We start from the raw sequence: 21,827 nt of genomic DNA, 5'->3' as shown, positions 1-21,827 counted from the left end.
TAAGAGTATGTAAAAGAAAAAGGTTCGAAAATTTTCGAACCTTAGCTTATTTTTAATTATTACTTACCTTTTCCCATAGCTTGCGAACAATTCCGGGAGATGGTTCTTCATAATAATACCCTTCGCCATTGGTATAATTTCCATATGATCCATTTGATGTCACATCATTTAGAATCAAGGACACATTATTCAACGTTCCTCTCTCTGCAATCTGATTCACAAAATTGATTTGCTCTTTATGACTGAAACCTTGTCGAAGAATAAAAAGATTTGCATCTGCCAACTTGCCCGTAATAAAGCCATCAGTAACCATTGATATCGGAGCATTGTCGATAAACACATAATCAAACTTACCTTTTACGGCATTCAAAAACATCTCCAAACGCCCATTTTCAAGCAACTCGGCAGGATTTGGAGGAACAGGACCAGAAGTCACGCAATACAAATTCTTGATGTGTGTGTTTTGCACCACTTCTTGCCATTTATTGTATCGAATTAAATACGTACTCAAACCAACCTTATTCTCCAGATCAAACATTTTCTCAACCTTAGGCTTCCTCATATCTGCTCCTATCAGAAGAACTTTCTTGTTGTTCATGGCAACTATACTGGCAAGATTAACAGTTGCAAATGATTTCCCCTCCGAAGGAATGGTAGAGTGAATTCCGATTACTTTTGTAGGCTGATCGGGAAGAACATAATTCAAATTGGTTCGTAATGACCTGAAGGACTCAGATATTGCCGACCTTGGTTGATGAAATACGGGCAAATTATTTGGATAACGATTATGAGCAATGGTTCCCAAAACAGGCAAATGTGTTTTCTTCACCAACTCTTCCTTACTTTGGATATTATCATTGAAAAACTCTTTCAGGATAATAATCAAAAATGGAAATCCTAAACCCAAAAACATCCCGATTAACAGGTTTATGGCAAGTTTTGGTTTTATCTTAATAATGGTCGCCAATCGGGCCGGATCAATAATTTGAGCATCTGAAATATTTGATGCTTTTGCAATAGCAGCTTCAGCTCTCTTCTTAAGTAAAAATGTATACAACTCGTTATTCAAATCGAAATTGCGCTTCATATTGATAAACTTTTGCTCATTTTTAGGCATTCGAGCCAACTGATCTTTCACCTTAGACATCCTTTCACTTAGGCTAGCAACTTCGATTTGAGAATTGGCTACCAAGGATTTTAGGTTTTCATCCAAACTTTGGCGAATCACATCAATCTCCTTGTTCAGAATAACCAAACTCGGATTTTTTGCTTGAACGCTATATGAAAGCACTTCACGTTTTCCATAAAGATCAGTTAATTTGGTAACCAGGGCATCCAATGTTGGATCGGTAATTCCGGCAACCGTAGGAGCAACAACTTGCTTCATCTGGTTGGCATCACCAAGGTTTCGAAGTAAATTCTTATAATACTCCAATGAGATCTGGGCTTGAGAAAGTTGGGTTTCCAATTCCTCCATTTTAGCCACTACCACTCCAGCTTCCTGTCCCAAGTCTACAATCCTGTTTCTGGAACGGAAATTGGTAAAACTCTGACCTGCCAATTGCAAGGAATCAACAATTCCATCCAATCGCGAATCAATAAATCGAACCGTATTTTCTGACTTTTTGTTTTTCTCTATCAACCTAAATTGTAGGTATACCCAATTTAGTTCATTCAGAAAATCAACACCTCGAGCAGGTTCTGTATCATCTATTCTCAGATGAATTAATTCGGCTTTCTTCTCGGCAACCGTAATTACCATACTCTCCATGTATTTCAGTGTAAGCTTATCCAAATCATTAAACACAAAGTAATGATTCGCTTCCTGATCTACCTTCTTATTTTTGGGCTTTATGGTAAAATTAAAGTACTTGTTGTTAAAAGCTTGATTAAAAAAACCTTCCTTTTCAAACTTCACCTTTACCTTATCACCTTTGTATTCAGCTTCGCCATCAACCCTTATTTTATAGGTGTGCCCATCAATCTGTTCTATGAAAACAGGAATATCCGTAAGGTTTGTACCTTCGTGTTGAATGACTTCAAAAGGCTCATTTCGATACAATCCTTTATCTATAAACCATGTTTTTTTATACCAGGATTGTGTCCAGCCCAGGTTCTCCATTGCTTTTCGGTTTATGGTAAAGGATTTTAGAATTTCCACATGATTTTGAATATTTGCCTTATCTCGCAGCTGATACCCTTCGAACATTTGCTTTGCACTTGTTTCATCAGGATCTACGTGCACCAATAAGCTACTTCGCATCATGTAAACAGGGGTTGAATATTTGCTTACCAAATAAGCAATACAAATCCCCAATACTCCACAGATTACAAATATCTTCCATTTAGATAAAATCCTGTAGAGGAAATCTTTCACATCAGGACCATCCTTCTTGTCGAAATAGTCCATTACTTCATCTACGTATTTCATAACAATTCTATCTTAATTGGAAATTATTAAACTGGTAATCAGTACAGCGGTTGATACTGTTGAAAGCAACAAACTGTATATATTAGAGTTCATATCAGTATTCTTAATCTTATGAGGCTCAACGTAAATCACATCATTGGGCTGAATAAAGAAGGCTTCCGATTTTAGAAAATTCTTATTCGATAAATCCAATCGGAATGTTTTGCTTTCCTCATTGCTGGTTCTGATTACCAATACCCTGTTTATTTTCGCATGATCTGTAATTCCGTTGGCCATGCTTATTGCTTCAAGAATACTCAGGCTACTGTTATAATTGTAGTATACTCCGGGAGTTGTTACTTCTCCCATAACAGTCACCCTAAAATTCAGAAGCTTCACTTTTACACTTGCATCCTTCAAATACTCATCGGCATGTTCTTGAACTTTTGCCTGAGCTTCTCTTTGTGTTAATCCTGCAACACCTATACTTCCAAGTATAGGTAAGGATATGTTTCCATTGGAATCAACCTGGTATCCATTCAAATACTGATCAGGCAATTGACTGTAAAGGTTTTGTGTTCCTTGTTGACTACCTATGGCCTGAGCAGGATTGTAAAGCTGACTAATCTCTGGATTCATTGACTTTATACTAACGAATAGGTTGTCGTTGGTTTTAATCTTGTACTCAGGAACCTTTGATACGAATTCAGGAGCCAAAACTTCAGCATCAACATCTTGCAAATACACGAGATCTTTATTCGATCGACAGGAAATGAGACCCATTACTATAACAAGGCTCATAAGGGTAATTAATTTTCTATTCATGGTCTTGGTTTTTTATTTATTTCAGTCCCGATAGCTATCAGGAATAAATTATGAATCAGGAATTACCTGATCATACTTGTAAGAAAGAATGCCTTACAAAAAGAATTGAGAGAGTAAATTACAGGAGATCTTATTTAATTCTCTCTGCTTGCTGAAAGACTACCTCTTAAAGAAAACTTGGGTAGCTTAATATTTATAGAGTAACTAATAACTGTTCACTGATTACTGTCCATCCCCTGTTAGAACCACTTTAATGGTGCTAAGGAAAAGCATTAAATCCAGCTTTAACGACCAGGTATCTATGTAGATCATGTCTAATTTCATCCACTCCTCGAATGGAATGTTGTTTCTTCCTGAAACTTGCCAGATACAAGTAATTCCAGGTTTCATACTCAAGCGGCGTCTTTGCCACCGTTGATACTGCTTCACTTCAGAAGGAATTGGAGGACGAGGACCTACAATCGACATCTCTCCTTTTAATACATTAAAGAATTGTGGGAGTTCATCCAGTGAAGTTTTGCGTAGAAACCTTCCCACACGAGTAACTCTAGGATCGTTTTTAATCTTAAAAACAGGTCCCGATTGTTCATTCATATTTTCCAGCTTCACTCGAAGAGCTTCTGCATTCTCAACCATTGTTCTAAACTTTAAACACTTGAATAACCGTCCGTTTAAACCAACTCTTTCTTGCTTGAAAAATATCGAACCTCCATCCTCTATTTTAATTGCAATGGCTATTCCTAGTAACACTGGAGAAATTAATACTACAATGCAAAATGAGAATACAAAATCGAGAATCTCCTTCACCTTTAAAGCAAAGTAGTTTTTTGTATTGTTCGCAAATGTCAAAAACGGAAGTTCTTTAAAATAAGTCAAATGAGAACGCATACTAACCACACTTAAAAGCTCTGAATATACTCTAAAGGTTACTCCAACTTCTGAACAAGCATAGATTAAAGCACGCACTTCGTCATTATTGAATTTTCCCTTACAGTAAATTACCTCATCCACAACATTGGCATCAATAATCTCATTCAATTGAAAATGTTCATGCAGTACTCTTACGTGAGAATCGTATTTGTTTTTAATGTGCTTCCCATCCGACATGATTGCCCAAACACGATATCCCCAATCGCGAATAAAAAGCATTCTATCAATAAAGTGCAGGTATGATTCATCATCAGCTACAATCAATACATTGCGTGTGTTGTATCCTTTTCCTCTAATTTTTTTGAATATGGTATAGCTCATCATTCTGAAACTGAACAAGACAGCCATATTCAAACAGGCAAACAATGCCAGAATTAATACAGGAACGGTATCGGTTAAAAACAAGCTTCCTAAATACAACAAGCCTGAACTGATAAATACCATTGCAAAATACTCGGCAAACAATTCAGAATAGGTTTTTACCCTTAGCATTTTCCCCAAATTGAATTCCTTAATAAGTGTGTACCATATTGCGATAATCATTAAATAAACAATATTGGTATCGTGAGCAGCAATTTCAACAGGCCGCAAATAGTTGTTTGTTGCCCAAGCAACAAACCAATAGCAGCCCAGGGATAAGGCAACCTGAACTATGCTACTTATCCTTGCTAATGTTTTTTCTCTTCCTTTAATCATTCTTGGTTTATTTAAGGTTTTAAAGTGAATTTATTTATGGTTGTTTTATATTGTTTATGTTTATCCCACTATATCGGTTCTGAAATCTACTCCTTAAATGCAAAAGTGAAATGGCATATTAATTAGTTACAGATGAATTGAGGATAGTATTTTCAAGTTGAACTTTTCCCTTTCTAAGGGAAGCGAAGCCCGTGAACTCAATATTAAAACTATTAAGAAATGTGAACCAAATCCCGACAGGGAAAAGGGTGAAATAAAAGAACACACCCCTCTGGCTGTCGCCTCCGCGAAAGCTTTCGGGATCCCCTAAAAGGGGAGAAATTGGAAATTAATGGATTGCATATCTATTTATTCGCGCAACTGTTTACTGAAAATTGTTTTCACCCTCTCTCTCAACACATAGTAAATAAATAACGAATTGGTCACCAGATATCTTTTCCACATTCTGCCGGGTTCTTGCAAGAATCTGTAGAACCATTCCAAACCTACTTTTTGCATCCATTCAGGAGCTCTTTTTACTTTTCCTGCAACTACATCAAACGATCCTCCAACGCCCATAATAAATGGCACTTTCAGCTGATCTTTATAGGTATTCAAAAAAATCTCTTTAATTGGTGAGCTAATGGCAACAAACAAGATATCCGCTTTCGATTCCGCAATTTGAACGGCGATATTAGCTTCCTGTTCTTTTTTAAAATATCCGTTGCGATATCCTGCAATAATATCCTTTCCAAATACCGATGTATATTTCCTAACTACTTCAGCAACTACCTCTTCTTTTCCTCCAAAAAAGAAAATCTTATACTTTTTCTCAGAAGCAAGAATTACCAGTTCTTGCATTAAATCAACACCTGCCACACGTTCAGGCAATGGTTTACCCAACAAACTTGCAGCCCATACCACTGCCATTCCATCAGCATTAATAATATCACTATCAACTACCGACTGATACAACTCCTCATCCTCTTGCATGTGAACCAACTTGGCAGCATTAACTACAATGTGTTGAATTGATTTCTTTTCGCGAATGGAATCATCTATAATATCAATGGTCTCGCGCATTGTTAAAACATCAACCGGCGAATTCATTATTGTAATCCGCTTTCTCATATTCCGGTGTTTTTAAGGTTTCTAATAAATAGGTTGATAAGGCCAAAAACATCCAGGCCTGAGCCCAGCGGATGTATGGAATTTTGGTTTTAAAGTTCTTTCCTGCTCTGAAATAGAAATATCCTTCAGGACTTTGCAGGTTTTGTATAGTCCAATTTAATACTCGATCTATCAATTCCTGCTGCGATTGAAAAGCACCAGTCTTACTGAGAGTAATTGGCAACTGTGCCGGACAATGGATGTCTACAGGGTAAGTTGAATTGTTAAAATATTTTGGAATTCCCTCTTCCGTAAAGAAATGATTCAAATAATATTCCAGTCCTTTTTCAATATTCTCATGGAATGATTTATCCTCGGTATATTTCTGATAATCGGCTAAGGCTTCCAGGTTAAATCCAGTATGGAAATTATCAATCCATTGATGATACGGTAAGGTTCCATATGCCCAGGAACCATCTGTATGCTGATAATTAATGCTGAACTGAACTGATTTTTTTGCTTCTTCTGCCAATGCTTCATCATTTGTAATAGAATAAATTCGAGCTAATGTTTTACTTCCCAGTAATGAGGCATTAAATACACTTGTCTCATCCAGCGGTGAATAGGAAAAGCAGAAATCTCCATTCCCATCGTAAGTACGATGCAAATCATTCAGAATAAAATCTTTTGCGCTAATGGCTGTTTCCAACAATTCTTTATCACATAAAATTTCGTAGGCATCCAGCAAAGCGTTGGTAACGTAAGAAGTCACTACAACCGAAGGTGTTCCTTTGGGCTGAAAAAATGCCCTGGCTTGCCAATCGAAGTTGTAACCCCAGCATGCCCCCGACCATCCGGTTGACTGTAATTCCAATATTTTCTTGCTTAAAAAAAGGATCCGGGATCTTACCTCCTGTGTGCGATCAAGCTGATAAAGCTTACAATAACCACTTAGAAATAAACCAAGACCTTTGGGATTATAAGCTTTCTTAATCCCTGCAAGATCCCGGAAATTCATTGGATTTTTTTTAAAGGTCTGAATCCATATCAACCTCATTAGTCGACTTTTATTCAAAAAAGGAATTGACTGAAACAGTTTGGAGTTTAATCCGTCATAAGGATCCCAACCTTTGTATTCTTGGTCTTCTATATATACTCGTAGTTTTTCGAGACTTTGTGCAATCATTTCTGCGTATGTGTTTCTTTAATTTGCGCAATCGCTTCACCTATTGTGAAGAACTTTAACTTACCTCCCGATACTCTATTTGCCAAAAAATCAATAGCATCTGAGTAATAGAAATCTTTCGGATGTCCCACCAATACAAAAGGATGAAAGGATGAATTGGAACTTTTATTAATCTTTGTAGCCTCGTTAAGAAATTTCCGCATTTTTGATTTCGAGAACAGGCAAAAGTCCCAGGTAACGGCTTCTTTATCCATTAAAAATCTAATGGTTTCCCATTTCGATTTTTTTGAACTGTTGTTCTTAAACTTTTCAATTGAGTTTGCCTTGTTCTTTAAAGCAGAGCGAATCCTAACCAAATCGTATTTCAAAATTCTTCTGATATTTTTTGCAAATACAGGCATTTCCAAAAACTCCTTTTGATTATTGCCTACAGTTAGTAAAGAACCATTGGCAAACCAATAAGGAACATCCTTCTTTACACGGGTATAATCGTATTTCGACAGCTCACTCTCCGCTTTGCCGCCATAATAAACGGAGCTATCGGCTATAAATTCATTCTCTTTTAATGTTTTCAACAAGCGTTCCGATGGATCGATATTGTAGCCACCTGCCCGCAACACATTGCATTTGTAATCAGGATTTATGGGTTGAAGAATCCCCTCCAATTCCTCTTTTCCTTTTCGAATCAGTTCATTCAAGCCCATACTGATCTGCTCATTGGCATGATTCGGAACTTCTGGCAATCTCCAGTAATCCAAATTCAAATTCCACTCTCCATTCTGATACCGGGCATCAACCCATTGTGGATGAATATGCAATTGAATATCGTGACCTAACTGATGAGCTTTCTTTATCTGATTTGCCATGGCTTCGGCAGGATTTCTTTCGTATCCCATCGACTCACCGCTCTCATAAACTTCCTTCAGTTTCCAATACTCAACCACCTCGAAGAATATGGTAAGTTTCATTCCATACTTAGAACAAATGGCGAGCAAGCGGTTGGTAGGTTCTATAATGTGGGTAAACACATTACCTCTTCCCGATCCAAACAGCTCATAGTCTAATGTCAAACAAAGTGAGATCATAGTATTGTATTACCAAAGTGTTGTTTTATTGATTGAAGCAGATTAACTAATCTTCACGTACACTGAATAAATATTCAAGTCTACTGAACGAACTTTACACTGAATTGATTTATTCTACGATATTATTGATTCAAAATTTCCCCTTACTGAACCATCTTTCGAGCCTTCTGATTCGCTATCACAGTCTACCGAATCATCTTTCTGGTCTTCTGAATTGAAATTGCAGTGTTTCGAATTAACTTTTAAGTCTTCTGTATCGAAATTGACATGTATTGAATTATGTTCTTTGTACCATGAATTGAGTTTACCTCTTCATCTGATAAAAGAATGGCAATGGATCATGAATATCCCAAACATCGAAAGTTCTCTTGTTAAAGTCGAACAGAACTTTTAACATGTGAACTGCCTCTCTTGGATTCTTAAATATCAATACCAAATCACGAAGCACATTAATCCATTTCACAGGTTTTGGATTTTTATAAGCAATCAACTTAAGCCCTATTACATAAGGAATCAACTCGGGATATTTCTTCTTCATGATTTTAATGAAACCAAAAGGTCGAGGGTTCACTTCAAGCAAATACAATTTTCCATCTCTAAGTTTAAATTCAACATCCAGAAATCCTGTAAACTTTGTTTGATGCAGAACCGCCTCTGCTTGTCGTTTTATTTCCTGGGCATAGTCCCCAACATATTCCTCAACCACCGATGAAACTCCCGATCGGAAATGACGAACCTCATTCACGCAAATGTCCAACTTCACCTTTCCTTCGTCCACATATGCACCATAGGAAAAATTGTTTTTCAAATCGGCACCTAAAAAATCCTGGCTTATGAGCGATGTCTTTTCCTGCTCACTTAATATTTTAAGCAGGTCAATCATTTCTGCTACATTCCTAATCAATTGAGTTTTAAACCTTGGTTTGGTAAATAGAAAGATATCCTTGTTCCATTTCACGATTTGCGGATAATTGAGTTGATTCACCAATTTCTGATTTTCTACATCCTCCAACAAATGGGTTTGGGGAAACAACACCTCCACATTTTTTGCCAGTTCGTAAGTTTTGCTTTTGGTCATCAATTGTTCAAGCGATACTTTATGTCCCGGCATCACTTGGTACAACTGAAAGAAACGTGGAAAGTGATTCATCAGGAAAGCCAAATAAAATCCACTGGCGATATAGGCTTTTAGCTTGGGATAAGTATTTGCCAGCGAATTAAGCTCCAATACCAAATGTTCCTTACTGCGAATCGCTTTTTTCTCGGCATACTTCGAATACATAGCAATCTCGTTTTTTTTGCCAACCAGAATTACATGGTAATTCAGACGACTAAATTCCCGCACCAAAAACAAGGCCTGAGGTCCTGCACCCACAACTAATATTTTCTCAGAGTAATTTTTCATTGGTATTAATGATAGAATATGATGGCTCGCTGTATTTTAATTCCTTAACTGATCATTTCTTACGCTTCTCCTTTAATTGAGAAACCACAAGATTAAATTTCCCCTTCTCTGTTCTAATCAACTGATCTGTTTCTATTTTATCAAAACGAATCAGGCAATCATTCCCAAGCAAATCACGCAAGTTCGATTCTATAACATCCAAATCCCCTTTGTCAAATCTCTTATCAGGAATCAGGTTGACCCGAATAATGCCAGGCTCATCCTGAATAATTTGAGCTGCCAACAAATTTCTGGCCTGCTTAAAGGCCAAATCAAGTCGACCAATTCTTTGACCATCATTTAAAACAATGTAATCATCATCCCTGCCTTCAATCTTTTTGATAACACAAATTCCTTTATTACAATCAGCCAATTGTACCACATCATCAACACGATAGCGGATCAATGGAAAAGCCGAGTTAATAAAACTTGTGGTAATCAAATGATCATCTTCGAACTCGGTATGAGAATACAATGGGAATTCCCTGTACAATTCATCTTCGAACTGCCCCAATGCTACTGTTTGTTCCGCATTACCGTACCAATCGTATATTTTTGTATTCAGCGTTTTCTCAACAATTTCTTTCTGAAATCCATGCAACACCTCTGATGATGTAAATGCGATCGGAATGTCTAAATTCAAATCTTTCTTATGCAATTCTGTAGCCAAAATGTGCATGGAACTTGGATAGGCTTTGATTACCTTAGGATTAAAATCCTTAATCAATTTGTAGTATTCATCAATTCTTTCCGCCTTTAAATGATAAGATGACAAATACAATACATTATTGCTCTTATCAAAATAGGAAAAAGTATTTCGGTCTAGAGTTCCTCGTAAGGATACTACTGGATCTCCTAAATGATAACCATGCATTTGCTGAAAAAAGTGACCGTAGGCATACTCTTTTATTGTAGATGAGAAATCTCTGTAAACCTGCAATGGTGTACCAGTTGTTCCGCTCGAATAGGCTTTAAATACACACAATTTTGATTTCGCCAACATCTCTTTGGCGTAATCACGAACATCTGCTTTCGAAATAATTGGCAGTTTGTTCTTATCGCTTAAATCTTTTACTGAATAAAGATGCAATCCATGCTTTTTGTATAGTTGTTTATAAAACTCGGTATTGGAAAAGGCATTTCGATATTGCTTTACAAATTCCTGACTTTTCAATTCTAAAATCTCAGATACAGACATTTGATCCAGCTCAATAATCCTTCTCAATTCACGCTCGAATGCTCTGCCATATTTTATTTTATAGGCAATCAAATCCTTAATTAACTGTACTGGCATGTTTTCAATAAATTAACCACAAATTCAAGATTCCTAATCAATTCTCTCTTGAAACTTGTTACGATTTTAACTTTCAGCTCGACTCTATCTCCTTTAAAATCTCTTTCGCAGTAGCATCCTTCTCCTTGGTATCCAAGTAGGAAACCATCAAGTTAAATTTACCAGTCTTTGTTTTTATGATCTGATCTTCGCTAATCTCATTGTAATGAATCTTACAATCTTCGGTTACCAATTGTGTGAGGTTCTTTAGCAATTCTGCTTTGTTTTTCTCCGTAAAATTGTAATCGGGTATAATGTTCAAATCAATTTCACCGGGTTCTTTTTGAACAATTTGAGCAGCCAAGATATTTTTAATGTTGTTGAAATTAAATGCATGATCTAGCAAGCCAACCTGTTGTCCATTCTTTAATCTTACATATTGGTTGTCGCGACCTATTATTCGTTCTGTGCAACAACGAATACAGCTGGCATCGCACTTTAACTTGATGATATCATCTACCTGGTAGCGAATCAACGGGAATGATTTATTAATAAATCCTGTGGTGATGAGATGCTTCTCATTAACCTCAACATGTCCATACATTGGGACATCCTGATACAAACCTTCTTTTATCTGCCCCAAAGCAATGGTTTGCTCCGAATTTCCATACCAATCAATCACTTTTGAATGTAAAATCCTTTCAATGATTCTTCTTTGCCAATCGTGCAATACTTCGGATGAAGTAAAAGCAATCGGAATGTACAACTCCAATCCTTTTTTATACAATTCTGTCGATAAAATCTGTAGTGAACTTGGATAAGCCTTAACCACTTTAGGTTCAAACTCCTTAATTAATTCATAGTATTTTAAGATGTTCTTCTCATTTAGATTATAACTTGACAAATGCAGTGTATTCAACGACTTGTCAAATCTTGAAATTTCATCCTTGTCCAAATCTCCTTTTATCGAGATTACTTTATCCCCAAGAGTGTAGCCATGGGTATGTTGAAAATGATATCCATAGGAATATTCCTTACAAACCGATTGATAATCGCGATACAACTTTAATGGCGACCCCGTAGTTCCACTTGTAAAGGCTTTGTATACAAACAATCGATTTGTTGTCAACAAATCATCAACTCGATGCCTGATATCATCTTTTGTAATGATGGGTATTTTCTCTGTGTCGTCAATCGATTTTACCGAATTTACACTTAATCCATGCTTTCGATACAATTCATTGTAAAACTTAGAGTTTAAATAGGCGTTTCGATATTGCTTTACAAATTCTTTGTTTTTTAATTCCGATAATTGAGATTCACTAATTGAGTAAAGATTCTTTATTCGATTCAATTCTTTTTCAAATCCGATCCCGAATTTAATTTTGCTCAAAAAGTAATCCCTTATTCCCTTGTAGTTCATGGTAGATTGAGAATAATGATTTTAATACACGATCTGGATAAAAATCAACAACTGCTTTTGTTGAATTTTGTGAGTATTTTTTGCAAATATCTTTGTTTGTCATCAACTTGACGATTGCATTTTGAATAGCTCTTTGATTTCCAGGGATCACAAGAATTCCATTTTTCCCTTTGTGAATTAGATCTGGAATTCCTCCAACTTTACTAGAGATAATAGGCAAACCATAACTCATGGCTTCCAAAATAGATAATGGCAATCCTTCTTTATAGGATGGCAGAATAAATGCATCCGATGATCGAAACAATTCTTCTTTCTTTTCTTCGTTGGCCCAACCTTTAAAATGTACGATTTTCTGCATCTTCCATTTCGAAATGGTATTGGTTAATCGATCCACTTCACCATTTCCGGCAATCACAAGCTCCAGGTTACCTTCAAATTGTCTCTTGTTTTTTGCAAGAATTTTAATCAAATCGAAAATACCCTTGTTATCGCCTATCAATCCCAGGAATAACAATCTAAATTTATCATTGGATAGATTTCGCTCCGTGTTAATCGGAGGAATAATCATGTTATTTAAGATTTTGATCTGTTTCGGTTTAAATGCACTGCTATAAAAGTGTTTCCATTTTTCCGACAAGCATATTACCAAATCGGCAGAGTTGATTACATATCGAATTCTACGCTGAATAAACTTTGATGATTCCAGGTAAAAATCCCTAAAGCCACCTCCATGTATATGGTAAATAATTTTCTTATTGGAAAAGGCTCTCGCAAATGCATACAAAATGTACTTTCGGTAAAAACTGCCTTTCGAAGCTCCATGAATGTGAAGTATTTTAATATTTCGATCTTTAATCAAAATCAACAGCAACTCCACAATACAAATCGGGAACCATAAAGTATTCATCACCTTGGATTTAAACCGATGCGTAACCAAAACCTTGAAATCGGACATGTGCTTCGAATAATTGTTTACACACAAACCAATTCCTCCTTTTGAGTTTTGATTCCCAGGTGCTATGTAAAGAATCTCCTTCACCCTTTCAATTGATTTTAACTTCCTGATAATTTAGGATTAAATAGCAATGCTTGCTTTTGCTGCAGCGGCTGAACAAATTTGTGCCAAACCCGAAGCATGCGTGCAATATTCTCATATTTTCCTCCATTGGAATTGATAGATACTCTTGGAATCTGGAATTCAGAAATGAAGTTTGAATTCAATTCCGGATTCACCGTAAATGCCATTTTGTAATTGTATTTCTTCAGTAAGGCCAAATCTCTTTGGTCATAGTCGCCATTGGGAAAGGAAAACGAATTAATTTCAACCGATAGCCACTCTTCCAAAGCTTTTTTAGATTCACGATATTCAAAATTCAATTCCGCATCAGAACATCTTATGGTAATCGGATGATGATAGGTGTGAGACCCAATTGCAATTAATGGATTTTCGCTCAAGCGTTTTAATTCTGACAATTCGATACATGACCTCTTTAAATCATATCTGGAAGCTGCATCACGAATTAACTGCATTCTTCTATCATTTGGCAATTTCTTCAGTTCTTCAACAGATTTAAATTCCGGATTTTCCTCTACCACTTTAGCGGCATACTCCCACCAAAAGTTTCCAGTCATTACTGGTCGCACCGGAATAAAAAAGGTAGCAGGTATCTGATATTTTTCAAGAAACGAAATCAATTTTAAATTGCCTTTCCATCCATCGTCAAAAGAAACAAAGGCAGTTCTTCCTTTAACATTCTTTTCTCCGCTTATGATCTCAAAATACTCTTCTTCCGAAATAAACCGAAAGCCTTTCGATAGCAAAAAGCCAATGATGCCTTTAAAAAGAACAAGCGATGGATTGTGAAAATAGATGGATAATACTTGCTTATCGAACCGCTTCAAAGCTGATTTACCAAAGATCAAAAGCAATAAGTATCCCAATATGTTGGCAATTAATTTCTTCATACGTATTCTTCTACTCCTTCAAATTCCTGTTTTACTTTTTGATCTGATTTCTTTGCTCGGTACAAAACAAAGGGCTTTGCTAAAAATGACTTCAGTCGATTCTGTAGCCCGAAACACATGTAAAATGGTAATGCAGTCTTTGTGAACTGAAATTTATAAGCATCCATACCAACTCCGAACGAATATTTTTCCTTGCTCAATGAAAACGTCTTTCGAATATTACAATCCATACATTGAACGCCTACTCCATAAATTCTATAGTCGCGGTCGAAGGCACAATCAATGGCAATCCTGGCATCATCACAATCTATATTTGCAACATAGGCAACCGGGTAATTATTAAAATTGGCAAACATTACATGCGATGGAAACTTACTGTACAAACTTTTATGAAACTTTTCCTTGTTTACATCATCGTATACAAAGCTTTTTCCATCTAGCATTTTTGATTTCGAAATTCTTTTAATGGTCTCAAAATTGGATGAATTGATTTCCTCGTAGGACAGACTTAAACGAAAACCATCTTTTTCAATCTTTCGTAAGGTTCTGTCTAACTTCTTCCGAAATTTCTTTGCATAAACCTTTTGGGCAAACTCATTATAATCTTTGTAATCCGAAATACAAATCATGGGAGCTCCCGAGTATCGATACATTTTAAATTCTTTTGTCAGAATCGATTTTTTAGGAACATACTTGAAAAAGATGAAGTGATAGCGAATGTTCTTTTTGATCCAGCTAAGAAGCTGCCTAATAAAACTAGAATCCAATTCTTTGAGTATGATTAAATCATGTCCAATACAGGACCATTGCTGTCCAAGAAACTCAACAAATTCAAGCTTTATGCATTTACAAAACTTACGAATTAGCTTAACAAGAGGAACAATGGCAACCAATTGGTTATTTTCATAAGCAGTAACAATATAAGCTTGCTTCTGAAAGCCTACTATATTGTTTTCCACTTTCTCAAAAACCTCATACCAGCTATAAATCCATTCAAATCGATTGCTTGGAAAATTTGCTTTGTATTCAAGGTGTTCAAGTTCCTTAATTGAAATGGTTTTAAAATTATACATTAGATTTTAGGGCTTTAAACTTCTTTGTGTGATATAAACTTACATTTCAACACTTTTAAAAAAAATTAGATTGTTGTTAGAGGTCTTATTATTCTCCGCTTTAGTTTTTATCTGCTGTTCGCTTTTCTGCATAACCGAAGAAACATGCTGATTTATTTTTTTTATTCGATAATGAAAATAAGGCAATACAAATAACGACTTCAATCTGATTTTAAAGTCATAACACATGAAAAACTCTTCAACGCAATTGGTAAACTGAAATTTATAGGTATCCATTCCCAATCCGAATGATAATTTTTGAACATTATCTTCAAAACCACTGCGAATTATTTGGTCAACACAATGAATGCCTACCCTATATTTTCTGTATTTTCTGTCAAAAGCAGCATCAACACCAATTCTTTGCCCTCCAACATCTATCAACGTGCCATAAGCTACAGCTACTCCATTTAACTTTATAAAAACAACTTTTGATGGGTTCTGTTTGTATATTTTTAAATGAAAATTTTCTTTGAGTTTGTTCTCATACATATCACTTTTTCCATCAATAGTTTTACTAGCTGATATGCTCTTCATAGCCTCTAAACTGTTTTCATCAATATCATGTTGCTCCACCTCCATTGTAAAACCATCTCTTCCAATTTTCCGATAGGTTCTGCGAAGATCTTCTCTGAATTTTCTTGAGTACACATTTAATCGAAATGTTTCGTAATCGGAGAAAGAAGAAATTTTAATAAACGGAGCTCCAGCATATCGATAAAAATGAAACTTTGATTTTAACCTACTGCTTGCTGGAAGGTATTTAAGGAATAAAAAATGATAGGAAATATTTTTTTTGACCCAATGGAACAATTCTTCAATAAAGCCATCTTCCAGGTCCCTGATAGTAATAATGTCGTAGCCCATTCCCGACCATTGCTGTCCAAGAAATTCAAGAAACTGCAACTTAAAGTATTTGAAATAGGTTCTCGTTAACCTCATCAAAGGAACAACGGCAACCAGCTTATTTCCCTCATAAGCAGTAACGATGTAAGCTTTTTTATTGGCTCCAAAAAGATTGTCATTATGCTTTTTAAAGGTATGATACCAATCTGCTATCCATGAAGTCTGACCACCCGGAAACTGACTGGCATACTCAATTTTTTGAAGGTCTTCTAATGTAACTAAGCTAAAACTATACATTTATGTAATCTTATACCATTTATATTTCAAAATGATTGTGATGTAATACTGATTGGTATTTAACTTTTATAGAAAGGATATGAAGGTTTTATGTTTTTGTAGATCTCAGATTTCCTTTTAAAATCGATATAACGATTTACCTTTGATTCAATCAACGCAATTCCAATGTAGATAGAAAGAAATACATCTACCAGAAAATAATTAGCTTGCTGAGTAGCCAAACAGGACAGAAACATAAATAACATTGCCATTGTCAATTGGTTGTGGCTGCTTTCAGATCTTGCAATAGTCCTGTAAAGGGTTATCAGAAATAACAAATACAAAACGAAACCAATAATTCCATTGTCAACTAAGGTTTGTATAAATCCATTGTGCGCAAACAAAGCCATGCCATCCTTTTTTTCGTATCGCCTTTGCGATTCTTCCATTCCCATACCAAACAAATAGGTAACAAAATTGCTCTGATACAAATTGGTAAGGTATACTTCAGCAATTTGCAATCGTCCAGATCCAACGGTTTCATAAGCCGATTTGTCTTCCTGTCCTGCTCTGTCATCCATGACCCTTCTTCTGAATCCCTCATTGGTTTGAAACAAAACCGACAAAGCAATTACCATCAGCACTCCTACAGCTGCAATTTTCCCTAAGCTTTTAAAGGATACTTTTCTGGCAAACAATACAATATTACCAAGCAGAAACATCATCCAACCTGTTCTTGTATAGGTTTTAAAAAGAAAAAACACACCTATAATCAAAATGGGTATCACAATGAGGTTCACTCCAAAGTTTCCTCTTTTTTTCGCCACAAAATCAATCAGTACAATACTTGCAACAGCCAATACTGCAGATGTATAATGTGGTGCTCCCAGCATTCCAATTAATCCATCGATTTGAGTGTCTTCCATCCATAACATTGTGGTTGCTGGTGCCGCAAACACACCAAAGTAGTAAGGAATATTGCACACAATAAAAAAGGCTGCCATATATACCGGAACCAACCTTAACTTTTTTAAGGCATTAGCACTATTAATATTTAGGTAAATCCAGTGTACAAATAAGGGTATCGTTAGATATTTTATGAAATTGATTATAGAATCAACAGGAAACTTAAAAAACGACACATTCACTAAATTCTTTGCTGCAAACAGATAAGCCAAAACCAAAAATGTATGCTTTGTTTCCTGACCAACTACTCTTGATATTAAGAACAGTAACAAAGGAAGTTTCCATAAATACACCAACTCTTGACCACCAACCGTAAATCCTTTAAGGTAGAAGGCTACAAAAAAGATGAGAAACCAGAATGCGATTTCGATATACTTCATTGTTTCAACAATTGTATGATCAGTTTACAAATTCTGTCCATATCCAATAATCCATAACGCTGATCTACAGGAAGTGGAATCAGATACTTGGCTAATTTATACTCCAGTTTATCAGATTCTACATTTTGGATTACACTTGGCCAATAACTTGCAGTATATATTTCCTGTAGCATCAACTCTTTTCGCAAATCATCATTTTCTACATAAAAAGGATAAACCATTGGTCCATCTATATCCGCATCATTAATGCTTAATCCATTGTATCCTTTCAACTTTAAGTGTAAATATTGAAAATTCCGATTTCTTCTACTTTTTACTGCTGCATAATCGATGCTGGCTAGAATTCGGTAGGTTAAATCCGACATCAACTTTATCTCCTGGTCACACAAATACTCTTCATTTCTTTTGAATGCAGGATATCCATCATTAGGACCATTCTCCAATCTTCGCAACAAGTGCTCACTTCTTTTCCAGGACACCTCTTGTTTAAAATCCATATATGGCTCACTATCGATACTCAAATAAGCTCCATCACTTACTCCAAAAAACTTTCGTGCAGAATAAAATGTATCAATTCCTTCCAAAGGAACTTCAAAAAATGCCTGAGAATTGTCTACTATTAAATTGTGAAAACGTTTTGCCAAGAAATTAACATATCTCCCTTTTAATCCGAAATAATTGATTGTCAATAAGGCTTCATCCTTCCCTGGATGAATGATTTTATCTTGCTCTAGTTGCATATTTATTGGGTACTTCTCATACTCCAGTCCCAATTTTAAAATGGGTTCCATAAGTGCATCACAAGAATATTCAGGCAAATAAATTTTTTTGTATGCGCGAACTCTTAGGATGTATTCCAGACAGTTTCGCCCAGTATTCAAACGAATTAAGTTCGGATAGTATTCCGATTCAAATCGGTTCTCCAATTCAAAATATCCACCAATTGCTCTAACCATTTGCTTTTATTCCAACTCAACGGCAATAAACTCGTCAATTTTATCCATCATCTTGTTGCGTATCTCAAGGGTTGGAAATTCCAGTAGACCAATTCCTACCGTGCAATTCGAACCCTTAAATTTGAAGACATCCCCACCCTTTTCTACCATCAACCTGATTTCCAGAATATAATCGGTTATATTTTCATGAACCTTAACCGATTTAAATTTTCCATCCTTATCGGAATGAATCACATAAGTTGTATAAAACTTATCAATATCCTTACGATTGTGGATCTTTGGTTCTTCTCCCATGCAAGCATCCACACTCATTTTAATCATATCTACATTACTGGCGCACTTGATGATATCCGGAATGCAATTGCCACCGTTTCTTGCTCCAATCTCAATCAAATACACCTCATCATTTTCATCTACTAATACCTCAATATTAAAGCCGCCAAACTTTATTTTCAGTAAATCAATTGCTCGCTGCAGCTCCGACTGAATTTTAGCATGAATGGTTTCTGGCAACAGGGATGGATAATTGATACTTGAAGGAACAAATGGATTTACCTCAACATCATTCCTTTGATCTCCGAGATAATAGGCAATAATTTTACCATCATAAACAAAAATATCTCCATCCAATTGAGGATATTTCTTTTCAATAAACTCCTCAACAATAAATCTTTTACATAGGGAGTATTTCATGGCATAATCAATTGCCTTATCCATTTCCCAAAAATCTTTTACTGCACTAATTCCTTTGCTTCCACTAGAATCAACCGGCTTTACAATGATAGGATACTTGAATTCATCGCTTGAATCTGCAAAATCTTTTAAACTCCCGAATGCTCCATAGGATGGAGTATTGAATTTCTTTAATCTTAAAAAACTTTTATACAAATCCTTTTCCGATAGAGTCTTTACCGATTTATATGGATTTCCTGGCAAACCCATTTTCTCTGCTACAAAAGCTGCGGTAGGTGCTGCCGGATCTGATGCATAAGCCAAAATACCATCTATTTCTAACTTTCGTCCCAATTTTAGTACTGTCTTCAAATCTGTTGTACTGACATTATAAAATTCATCTGCATATTTGTGTCCTGGATTATCTGGTTTATAATCACAAGTAATCACATGATACCCCTTTGACTTTGCATATTTTATGCAAGGAATTTGAAAGGATGTTCCTCCAAGAATTAATATTTTCTTTTTTTGATTTTGCATGATGTGATCAGAAATTAAATCATCCGATATCAAAATTATTTAACAATTCAAGTACTGTAGTTTTATCATTAAACATCAGGATATCAATTATGGAAAGATATGGAACAAAATCATTTTCAAATTGCTTGTACTTAACTTTTCCCGATTCTATAAAACCCAAATCAATTCCATGCTTTGCAAAGTAATCTTTGTGATAAAGAGTTTTTCCTCCTACCGGATTGATATAAGTATCACAAGCTAGCATTTTACTGACACTAATCAATCTATCGGCTTTTGCCTGACCTTTTGTTTCGCAAAACTCTTCGGATGATTTCATCCAATTCAAATCCATGTTCATATACCTGCAAATCGCAAGAATGCTTACAATGGCAAGGTCTCCAATGTTTGAATACTCTCCAACAAAAACAGATTCTATTACATCATTAACTTCTGCGTAGTAAGGTGCTTTTTTGTAAGCTGATCTTAATTGTTGACGAAATTTTTGAATAAACAATTGATTTTCTACCAGCCCAATTTCATTGATTAGTTTGTTTTGACTTGCTTTTTGTAATGGTATGGTAAACATGAATTCCTTTCCATTCACGAGTATTTTGTTTCTGTTGATCCAGCCTCTCTTAATAAAATTTACATCATCATAAAAAACCACATTCTCAACAGAGTAGAGCAATTGAAAGTACCCTAAATAAGGAAATACATATGGTTGTATGATTGCAACACTACCAGGAATGGGAAATTCACAGTTTCTTACCTGCTTCTCCAATTTTTGATAAGAACTTGATCTCATAACGAATTAAACTACCATTTTAAGTTTTCTACGAGTAGTGTATACAAAGCAATACAGCGGATCAAATATTGGATATTGCGAAAGCATAAGGTATGGAAAGCTTTTACCAACCGATGAATCCTTAAAATATTGGAGACATCTTTCCCTTAAATCCTCATCCTTCAATAATATAGCAAACTTTAGCAGTTCCCGATGATACATCTTGTTGATAAATGGTTCTAAGTCTTCACATCCAAATTTCTTAATGTAATGTCTCTTAATATCATACCGATCACTAAAGAATCTAAAATCGCCCATCACATCTAATCCATGTGTAGCAGAAGTTTCATGAATACGATAGGTAATGGTATCATCCTCTAAATAGTGAACTTTCATTCTGGCTGCAGATTCTATCCATAAAGGATAATCACCCATTCTCCAGTTGTGTTTCCTGATCGGCTCTCCAATTCGAATAGACTGTAACAAATCATTTCGCATACAAACCGAAGCTGTAGCAATGTGATTCCCTCTTATCAAATCTGATAGAATATTTCCACTTGGCAGATTCTGACCATCCCTAAATCCTTTTAAGAGTTTATCTCCCTTTTGACATGAAAAATTAGTGTGAACCAAACCATAATTCGGATTTGCTTCCAAAAAGTCAACCTGCTTTTGCAATTTATAAGGATCGGTCCAATAATCATCACCCTCACAAAAAGCAACATACTTCCCTCTGCAAGCATCATCGGTTCTTTGATCATTAAGCGTTGCACCTACATTTTGCTCACTTGTTATTACTCGAATTATATCTGGATATTTCGCAGCATAATCCTGAATTACATCCATTGTTTTATCAGTACTGCAATCTTCACCAATAATATATTCGAAATCAAAATTCGTTTTCTGATTCAAGATTCCTTCAATGCACTGAGCGATGTATTTCTCGTGATTGTAGGTTATGGTTTTTACACTTACCAAAGGCTTATCCAT

At 35.6% G+C, this 21,827-nt stretch carries 18 protein-coding genes; all 18 read right to left on the bottom strand.

Going from position 1 to position 21,827, the window contains the following annotated elements:
• Positions 1 to 52 precede the first annotated feature (52 nt).
• Positions 53 to 2,431 (bottom strand): GumC family protein, encoded by a 2,379-nt coding sequence (locus ACKPCA_RS01535; protein ID WP_321280977.1) that lies wholly within the window; start codon positions 2,429 to 2,431, stop codon positions 53 to 55.
• 12 nt (positions 2,432 to 2,443) lie between these two features.
• Entirely contained in the window at positions 2,444 to 3,235 is a 792-nt protein-coding gene (locus ACKPCA_RS01530; protein ID WP_054721156.1) for a polysaccharide biosynthesis/export family protein, read from the bottom strand.
• A 222-nt stretch (positions 3,236 to 3,457) separates the two neighbouring features.
• Positions 3,458 to 4,861 carry a sugar transferase gene (locus tag ACKPCA_RS01525; protein ID WP_054721155.1) on the bottom strand — a complete coding sequence of 468 codons (1,404 nt, stop codon included), beginning with the start codon at positions 4,859 to 4,861 and terminating at the stop codon, positions 3,458 to 3,460.
• Positions 4,862 to 5,209: 348 nt separating this feature from the next.
• The gene (locus tag ACKPCA_RS01520; RefSeq protein WP_321280976.1) at positions 5,210 to 5,971 is read right to left on the bottom strand and encodes a WecB/TagA/CpsF family glycosyltransferase; all 762 of its coding nucleotides are present in this window, start codon (positions 5,969 to 5,971) and stop codon (positions 5,210 to 5,212) included.
• Positions 5,934 to 6,968: a prenyltransferase/squalene oxidase repeat-containing protein gene (locus ACKPCA_RS01515; RefSeq protein WP_321280975.1), complete on the bottom strand. Its 1,035-nt coding sequence runs from the start codon at positions 6,966 to 6,968 to the stop codon at positions 5,934 to 5,936. The genes ACKPCA_RS01520 and ACKPCA_RS01515 overlap by 38 nt, the downstream gene beginning before the upstream one ends.
• Positions 6,969 to 7,132: 164 nt before the next feature.
• Positions 7,133 to 8,221 (bottom strand): polysaccharide deacetylase family protein, encoded by a 1,089-nt coding sequence (locus ACKPCA_RS01510; protein WP_321280973.1) that lies wholly within the window; start codon positions 8,219 to 8,221, stop codon positions 7,133 to 7,135.
• A 304-nt stretch (positions 8,222 to 8,525) separates the two neighbouring features.
• Entirely contained in the window at positions 8,526 to 9,626 is a 1,101-nt protein-coding gene (locus tag ACKPCA_RS01505) for a hypothetical protein (protein ID WP_321280971.1), read from the bottom strand.
• Between the two features lie 52 nt (positions 9,627 to 9,678).
• Positions 9,679 to 10,959, bottom strand: coding sequence for a phenylacetate--CoA ligase family protein (locus tag ACKPCA_RS01500; RefSeq protein WP_321280970.1), 1,281 nt, complete (start codon positions 10,957 to 10,959; stop codon positions 9,679 to 9,681).
• Positions 10,960 to 11,032: 73 nt separating this feature from the next.
• Positions 11,033 to 12,331: a phenylacetate--CoA ligase family protein gene (locus tag ACKPCA_RS01495; protein WP_321280968.1), complete on the bottom strand. Its 1,299-nt coding sequence runs from the start codon at positions 12,329 to 12,331 to the stop codon at positions 11,033 to 11,035.
• On the bottom strand, positions 12,318 to 13,400 hold the full coding sequence (locus ACKPCA_RS01490) for a glycosyltransferase family 4 protein (protein WP_321280967.1): 1,083 nt from the start codon (positions 13,398 to 13,400) through the stop codon (positions 12,318 to 12,320). Before ACKPCA_RS01490 ends, ACKPCA_RS01495 begins: the two co-directional genes overlap by 14 nt.
• A 14-nt stretch (positions 13,401 to 13,414) precedes the next feature.
• Complete coding sequence (locus ACKPCA_RS01485; protein WP_321280966.1) at positions 13,415 to 14,326, bottom strand: polysaccharide deacetylase family protein; 912 nt, start codon at positions 14,324 to 14,326, stop codon at positions 13,415 to 13,417.
• Complete coding sequence (locus ACKPCA_RS01480; protein WP_321280965.1) at positions 14,323 to 15,399, bottom strand: GNAT family N-acetyltransferase; 1,077 nt, start codon at positions 15,397 to 15,399, stop codon at positions 14,323 to 14,325. Before ACKPCA_RS01480 ends, ACKPCA_RS01485 begins: the two co-directional genes overlap by 4 nt.
• A 39-nt stretch (positions 15,400 to 15,438) precedes the next feature.
• Positions 15,439 to 16,581 (bottom strand): GNAT family N-acetyltransferase, encoded by a 1,143-nt coding sequence (locus ACKPCA_RS01475; protein ID WP_321280964.1) that lies wholly within the window; start codon positions 16,579 to 16,581, stop codon positions 15,439 to 15,441.
• Between the two features lie 59 nt (positions 16,582 to 16,640).
• On the bottom strand, positions 16,641 to 17,906 hold the full coding sequence (locus ACKPCA_RS01470; protein WP_321280963.1) for an O-antigen ligase family protein: 1,266 nt from the start codon (positions 17,904 to 17,906) through the stop codon (positions 16,641 to 16,643).
• A complete protein-coding gene (locus ACKPCA_RS01465) occupies positions 17,903 to 18,862 on the bottom strand; it encodes a hypothetical protein (protein ID WP_321280962.1) in 960 nt (319 codons plus the stop codon). The genes ACKPCA_RS01470 and ACKPCA_RS01465 overlap by 4 nt, the downstream gene beginning before the upstream one ends.
• Before the next feature lie 6 nt (positions 18,863 to 18,868).
• On the bottom strand, positions 18,869 to 20,074 hold the full coding sequence (locus ACKPCA_RS01460; protein WP_321280961.1) for an ATP-grasp domain-containing protein: 1,206 nt from the start codon (positions 20,072 to 20,074) through the stop codon (positions 18,869 to 18,871).
• Positions 20,075 to 20,093: 19 nt separating this feature from the next.
• Positions 20,094 to 20,858, bottom strand: a complete 765-nt coding sequence (locus ACKPCA_RS01455; protein ID WP_321280959.1) for a WbqC family protein — start codon at positions 20,856 to 20,858, stop codon at positions 20,094 to 20,096.
• A gap of 6 nt (positions 20,859 to 20,864) precedes the next feature.
• Positions 20,865 to 21,827 (bottom strand): glycosyltransferase, encoded by a 963-nt coding sequence (locus ACKPCA_RS01450; RefSeq protein WP_321280957.1) that lies wholly within the window; start codon positions 21,825 to 21,827, stop codon positions 20,865 to 20,867.

Source organism: Marinifilum fragile (assembly GCF_963677365.1).
GTDB lineage: Bacteria > Bacteroidota > Bacteroidia > Bacteroidales > Marinifilaceae > Marinifilum > Marinifilum fragile.
This window is presented reverse-complemented; position numbering and strand designations above follow the sequence as displayed.

What these genes read in the sequence shown, in the direction of transcription:
- ACKPCA_RS01460 (WP_321280961.1), bottom strand. Translation starts at nt 20,074, where the DNA reads ATGCAAAATCAAAAAAAGAAAATATTAATTCTTGGAGGAACATCCTTT.
- ACKPCA_RS01510 (WP_321280973.1), bottom strand. Translation starts at nt 8,221, where the DNA reads ATGATCTCACTTTGTTTGACATTAGACTATGAGCTGTTTGGATCGGGA.
- ACKPCA_RS01515 (WP_321280975.1), bottom strand. Translation starts at nt 6,968, where the DNA reads ATGAATTTCCGGGATCTTGCAGGGATTAAGAAAGCTTATAATCCCAAA.
- ACKPCA_RS01525 (WP_054721155.1), bottom strand. Translation starts at nt 4,861, where the DNA reads ATGATTAAAGGAAGAGAAAAAACATTAGCAAGGATAAGTAGCATAGTT.
- ACKPCA_RS01450 (WP_321280957.1), bottom strand. Translation starts at nt 21,827, where the DNA reads ATGGATAAGCCTTTGGTAAGTGTAAAAACCATAACCTACAATCACGAG.
- ACKPCA_RS01455 (WP_321280959.1), bottom strand. Translation starts at nt 20,858, where the DNA reads ATGAGATCAAGTTCTTATCAAAAATTGGAGAAGCAGGTAAGAAACTGT.
- ACKPCA_RS01485 (WP_321280966.1), bottom strand. Translation starts at nt 14,326, where the DNA reads ATGAAGAAATTAATTGCCAACATATTGGGATACTTATTGCTTTTGATC.
- ACKPCA_RS01475 (WP_321280964.1), bottom strand. Translation starts at nt 16,581, where the DNA reads ATGTATAGTTTTAGCTTAGTTACATTAGAAGACCTTCAAAAAATTGAG.
- ACKPCA_RS01465 (WP_321280962.1), bottom strand. Translation starts at nt 18,862, where the DNA reads ATGGTTAGAGCAATTGGTGGATATTTTGAATTGGAGAACCGATTTGAA.
- ACKPCA_RS01480 (WP_321280965.1), bottom strand. Translation starts at nt 15,399, where the DNA reads ATGTATAATTTTAAAACCATTTCAATTAAGGAACTTGAACACCTTGAA.
- ACKPCA_RS01500 (WP_321280970.1), bottom strand. Translation starts at nt 10,959, where the DNA reads ATGCCAGTACAGTTAATTAAGGATTTGATTGCCTATAAAATAAAATAT.
- ACKPCA_RS01520 (WP_321280976.1), bottom strand. Translation starts at nt 5,971, where the DNA reads ATGAGAAAGCGGATTACAATAATGAATTCGCCGGTTGATGTTTTAACA.
- ACKPCA_RS01530 (WP_054721156.1), bottom strand. Translation starts at nt 3,235, where the DNA reads ATGAATAGAAAATTAATTACCCTTATGAGCCTTGTTATAGTAATGGGT.
- ACKPCA_RS01505 (WP_321280971.1), bottom strand. Translation starts at nt 9,626, where the DNA reads ATGAAAAATTACTCTGAGAAAATATTAGTTGTGGGTGCAGGACCTCAG.
- ACKPCA_RS01535 (WP_321280977.1), bottom strand. Translation starts at nt 2,431, where the DNA reads ATGAAATACGTAGATGAAGTAATGGACTATTTCGACAAGAAGGATGGT.
- ACKPCA_RS01470 (WP_321280963.1), bottom strand. Translation starts at nt 17,906, where the DNA reads ATGAAGTATATCGAAATCGCATTCTGGTTTCTCATCTTTTTTGTAGCC.